This window comes from Sphingobium psychrophilum, from assembly GCF_012927105.1.
Taxonomy (GTDB): domain Bacteria; phylum Pseudomonadota; class Alphaproteobacteria; order Sphingomonadales; family Sphingomonadaceae; genus Sphingobium; species Sphingobium psychrophilum.
Genome location: NZ_JABBFV010000051.1, coordinates 1 through 5,471 on the forward strand (window position 1 = coordinate 1; position 5,471 = coordinate 5,471).

A 5,471-nucleotide genomic window follows, 5' to 3' on the forward strand; every position below is an offset into this window, starting at 1 on the left:
AGTCGTCCCGCAGTCCAATCGCTGCACCCATGGCCATGCCCTCCAATCGGCGCCCATAGATTCAGAAATTTGCCGCTTTGGGAATCCCCTACATGAGTCAGCATCATGGAAGGTTGGTATTAGTCAGTCTGCTAAAGCCAGTTCCGCTCATTTGAATGCTGCTTAGCGAAAATTCCCTCAAAGCTGAGAAGGCAGATTGAGCGCGCCCCTGTTGAGTAGCTACAAAGTTATGCTATCTCTATAGAGTAAGGAAACCTGCTTTTCCGACCGGCAGTAAGGGTGCACCAATCCATGCCCGATGACCAGGGATGAGAGAGGATTAGCTTCCAGCCCAAATCAGTTACGTTAAATTATTAACGCCGCTAACCGGCGCGGATCATGTTCAACCGCATAAAAGGCTGATTTTATGCGCAAACTCATCAGCAACGATGGGTTTGATGACCACAGCCACGACCCGATCGGCATAGATATCTGCGACATCCTGCTGGCCCGTCACGAAGATCGACGGGATCCCTCGTTGCTTGAGCCATGCGGCTGCATCAGGGCCGGTGCGGCCGTCAGCTAGGTCGATATCGACAAGGGCACCGTCTATGTCGGCCACCACAGGATCGCCCTTCAGCTGAGAGAAGCTGTCGGCAAAACCGACCAGAACATGGCCCGCCTCCTCGATCAGATGCTCTATGTGAAACACAATGAGGGGATTGTCTTCAACACAATAGATCCGGAGTTTTGGGCGAGTCTCGCTGCTGTCTGATGTCATGAGTCTCAAACGTCGGCAGGGGCTTTCGGGTTGCAGGCGACGCGTACTAGTGGTCCCCGAACCTCGCATCGCAGGCCCTCGGGCACAAATTGGATGTCGGGTTTGGTACCCAACAGGCCGGCCAGCGCAGCGCGCAGATAACGCGTGCCATAGCCTGAGCGCGATGGCGCAACGACGGGCGGACCGCCCGCTTCCTGCCACAGGACTGACAGTTCAGGACCATAGTCGGCAAGGATGTCCCAACAGAATGTAACCCGGCCGTCGGGGACGGATAAGGCGCCATATTTGATCGCGTTCGTCGTCAACTCGTGCAGACAGAGCGCCAGTGTCGTCCCTGCCTCGCGAGTGAGCATGATCGGCGGACCCGCGGCGTCGATCCGGCTTATCCCCATCTGCCGGTAGGGATCGAAGGTGAGCTGTGCGATCTCGGCGATAGAGATCGATTCCCCTTTGGCCTCGAACACCGCCGAATGCACGTTGGAAAGCGCCGTCAGGCGGGCGCCGAAATCGCCCGCAAGCGCTTCCACGCTGGTCGCCCCGCGGCGCGTCATCTCGAAGATCGACGACACGCTGGCCAAGATATTCTTGACGCGGTGGTTCAGCTCCCGCCGCAGTTCGATCTCGCGCTCGATATGATCGCGCACCTCCCGCTGCCGCATCCGCGCCAGCAGGGCCGACTGGATACCGCTGACCAGTTCGACCTGCGTCAGCGGGCGCTGATAGAAAAGCTGGCGCGACCGTGGCCATGCGGCCGCCAACTGGCCGCGTATCCGGCTGTTGGGCGATGCGCGATCGAGCAGTACCACGATGGGCATTTCAGACCAGGGCGGCTGCGCGCTCAGATGCTTTGCGACGATGTCGATGAGGGCTGGCGTCAATGCCTCATGGGTCGTCACAAACACGCCCGGTCCAGGCACGAGATGTCCCGCCAACTCTTCTGCTGACGCGCAGGTTGTTACGGCCATATCATATTCAGCGAGCAACTGGCCCAGATAGGCCGCGTCTCGTCGATAGGGTGCAAGAATGAGAACCTGGTCGAGCGCGCCCGGCTCGACCAGATCGGCTTCGCTCATGGCGTCGGCAGCGGGTTGAACGGCACGACCTTGACGCCGTCGCTTTCGATCAACAGCTCATGGACATTGAGGTCGTGCGGCCCATGGCGCTTTTTGACGACCGTGATGTTGCGCCGCAGGCGACCATCATCCTCCATGATCCGCAGCAGCAGCACCGTGTCGCCCAGGAAGCTCACGTCTACGTCGATGCCGACATTCTGGCCGAGCAAGCCATGCTGGGCGACGATCAGCATGGTCAGCACGCCCGACCGCGCCAAATATTTGAGGAGCGACTGAATATCGCGCACCGCCTTGTCACGGTGCGGAAGCGAGTTGAGATAGCCCGTGAAACTGTCGATGACCACGACGCGGGTCTTGAAATCCTTGACGATCGACTGCGCGATCTGGGCAAATTCTCCGGGCGAGATTTCATTGGGATTGAAATCTCGGATGATCAGCTGGCCGTCCTTGTGGAACTGCCGCAAATCCATGCCCAGCCCTTCGGAACGCCGGAAAAAAGTCTCCAGCCGCTCCTCGAACAGGAACAGGGCGACCGTTTCGCCCCGCTTGAGCGCTGCGGTCGAATAGAGCGAGGCCATGGTCGACTTGCCAGTGCCGGACTGGCCGATGACCAGGGTCGTGGTGCCCGATTCCTGGCCGCCGCCAAACATGTCGTCGAGCGCGTCGACACCCGACTTGATCAGCTGCGGTTTGCGGGAATCCACCGCTTCGCCAGGGACGATCCGGGGGAACACCACGACGCCTTCGCCTTCTCGGATCGCCATGTCGTGATAGCCATCGGCGATCGGCACACCGCGCATCTTGCTCACCTCGATCCGCCGGCGCACCGAGCCATAGTCCTGCAATGACTTGTCGAAGCGGATGACGCCATGCGCGATGCCTTCGACCTCCTCGCCGTTGGATGCCGCCTCATTGGTCTGGGTGTCGAGCAGGAGCGCGACGACCTTGCGTTGTGCGAGGAATGCCTTGAAGCCGAGCAATTCGCGGCGGAACCGGGGCGTGTCGCCCGTGATGAGCCGGATTTCCAGCAGCGAGTCATAGACGAGCCGGTGCGGCTTATGCTCCTCGATCGCCAGCTCGATCGCTTGGCGCGTTTCGTCCAGGCGGAGTTCTGCGGTTTGGAAGATGGTCTGATCCGCCGCGCCATTGACGGCGTCGGACGCCGACAGTTCCTCGATCCGGATCCCGTCCAACGTCCAGCCATGCGATAGGGCGATCGATTTCAGCTCAGCGGCTGTCTGAGAAAGGCTTACGTAGATGCATCTTTCCCCGGCTTCTACGCCCGCGCGCAAGAATTGCAGAGCGGCTGTCGTCTTGCCCGCACCCGGCGCGCCCTGAAGCATATACAGATTCGATGCCGGCAGGCCGCCGCGCAGGATTTCGTCCAGTCCCGCCACGCCTGTCGCGACTACAGGCTGTGCTTTACGCTTGCTCACACATGTCTCCTCGTTTGCGATCGGATCGCATAATCGACGCCGATTTGCCAGTGAGATGGAGAGAAGCCGCTTTGGCTTCGACCGAAAACGTAGATGTATGGCTTCCAGTGAGCCGGTCAGGACGTCCCATTCCTGCCCCGATCTGGCGAGAAGAGCGTTTCCTCCGAGCGATGGTGGAGTAGCGAAGGATGAGGTTTGCTTACCCCCCAAGTGGGCCTCCCCACTCCCGACGGTGCCTCTTTGGCTCTGTCGGGAGATCAGGGTAACGGTCTTGGCTATCACAGCCCGTCCGCATGTCGTTCGCTAAACAAGGTGAGGTCGGCTGCAGAGACGGTATAACCCTGCGAGGGCTCATCAACCGTTCTCTCGAAGGCCCAGTCGGGCATGTTGGCGGAACCTCAGGGCAGCATAAAAGCACACTCTAATTTTGGTATCTTCCCCAGATTGGCAAGGATGGTCAAATCTGTAGACTGAAGACAAAGCCGATCTCTGGAGACTCCGAATGCTCCGCGTAGCGCTTTATGCCCGCTATTCCGATGACAAGCAGAGCCCTGCATCCATCGACGACCAGTTTTTGATATGCCGTGAACAGGCGGCGCGCGAAGGCTGGCGAATTGTCGCCAACTATAAGGATGCAGCGATCTCCGGCGCGAGCGTCATTCTCCGTCCCGGCATCCAGTCACTTTTGCAGGATGCGCAGATGGGGCGCTTCTACATTCTGCTCGCCGAAGCGCTGGATCGGGTGTCGCGCGACCAGGCCGACGTCGCGACGCTCTACAAGAATCTCCAGTTCGCTGGCGTGCAGATCGTTACGCTGGCCGAGGGCGAAGTTTCCGAACTGCATGTCGGTCTCAAGGGCACGATGAACGCCCTGTTCTTCAAGGATCTTGCGAAGAAGACCCATCGCGGTCTGCGCGGCCGCGTCGAGAAGGGTAAATCCGGGGGCGGGCTTTGCTTTGGCTATGATGTCGTGCGACGCTTCTCCAACGAAGGCGAACCTGTGCATGGCAAGCGGAGTATCAATGCCGCGGAAGCTGAAGTCATTCGCCAGGTTTTTCGACAGTTCGCCAATGGGCTCAGCCCGCATGCGATTGCCTGCCGCCTGAATGAGATGGGCATTCCAGCACCATCAGCAAGCTGTGGACCTCAACCACGATCCGCGGCCACGCCAAGCGTGGTACCGGCCTGCTCAACAATCAGCTTTATATCGGCAAACTCGTCTGGAGCCGACTGCGCTATCTGAAAAACCCGCAAACCGGCAAGCGGGTTTCCCGCATCAATTCCAAATCCGAATGGATTGTAACCGAGGTTCCTGACCTGCGGATCGTGGATGAAGAATTCTGGCAGGCCGTGAAGGCAAGGCAGGAGAGTATCGCGATCCAATATGCCGACGTCATCGAGGCAACCCGCTCCGCCCATACAGCTCTTAATCGCACGCATCGCCCGAAAAGCCTGCTGTCCGGCTTGGTCTATTGCGGCTGCTGCGGCGGTCCTCATTCCCTTCGCGGGCAGGGGCGGTTTGCCTGTTCGAACCATGTTGCTATGAAAAGCTGCTCGAACGGGCATAGCATCACGCGCGACAAACTCGAAGCACGCGTCCTTGATGGTCTGCGCGATCGGATGATGACCCCGGAGGTCGCGGCAGAGGCCATTCGGACCTATGTCGAGGAGAGCAACCGGATCAATCACCAGCGCCGCGCGTCAGAAATCGCCGATCGAACCGACCTGCAGAAAGTCCTCAAGGCGATCAAGGGCCTTGTGACACTCGCGAAGGAAGGCAAGGGCACACGCGCGCTTGTCGATGAGCTTGTGGAACTAGAAGCGCAGGAGGATGCGATCCGCGCACGGCTCGCTACGGCACCGGCGGATGTGCCGGATATCCATCCCAACATCTCCGAGATTTATCGGCGCAAGGTCGAGCGACTGACGCATGCACTATCACAGCCGGAGGAGCGCCAGGAAGCCGCTGATGCGTTGCGGACGCTGATCGAGCGCATCGACCTAACGCCCGGGGCGAAGCGCGGTGAGGTCAACGCCATGCTCTACGGCGAGTTTGGCCGGATCCTGGAGTGGATCGAACGTAACCGTCCGATTGTTACCGCGGCTTATGGGCCTTGAAGCGCGCGGCGAGTTCGGGATCGTCGATAAAGTCATCGAGGAATTGGTGCCAGGCCTTGGTCGTGAGACGTCCATCGCTGAGCA

General features: G+C 59.6%; 4 protein-coding genes and 1 pseudogene. 2 read left to right on the forward strand and 3 right to left on the reverse strand.

The annotated features are described in order from the left end of the window. Positions 1-382 precede the first annotated feature (382 nt). From HHL08_RS24855 to HHL08_RS24865, 3 genes are read right to left on the reverse strand one after another with little or no spacing between them, the layout of a single operon-like run. Positions 383-760, reverse strand: a complete 378-nt coding sequence (locus tag HHL08_RS24855; RefSeq protein WP_169575538.1) for a response regulator — start codon at positions 758-760, stop codon at positions 383-385. A gap of 5 nt (positions 761-765) precedes the next feature. After that, positions 766-1,833, reverse strand: a complete 1,068-nt coding sequence (locus tag HHL08_RS24860; protein ID WP_169575539.1) for a sensor histidine kinase — start codon at positions 1,831-1,833, stop codon at positions 766-768. Beyond that, positions 1,830-3,269: an ATPase domain-containing protein gene (locus HHL08_RS24865; protein ID WP_169575540.1), complete on the reverse strand. Its 1,440-nt coding sequence runs from the start codon at positions 3,267-3,269 to the stop codon at positions 1,830-1,832. Before HHL08_RS24865 ends, HHL08_RS24860 begins: the two co-directional genes overlap by 4 nt. A 502-nt stretch (positions 3,270-3,771) precedes the next feature. On the opposite strand from HHL08_RS24865, the pseudogene HHL08_RS25860 reads away from it, so the two are divergent. Both HHL08_RS25860 and HHL08_RS25865 read left to right on the forward strand, forming a co-directional pair. Next, positions 3,772-4,574: pseudogene (locus tag HHL08_RS25860) on the forward strand (recombinase family protein); the annotation flags it as partial. A gap of 21 nt (positions 4,575-4,595) precedes the next feature. Further along, positions 4,596-5,387, forward strand: a complete 792-nt coding sequence (locus tag HHL08_RS25865) for a zinc ribbon domain-containing protein (protein ID WP_328804755.1) — start codon at positions 4,596-4,598, stop codon at positions 5,385-5,387. Positions 5,388-5,471: the final 84 nt, after the last annotated feature.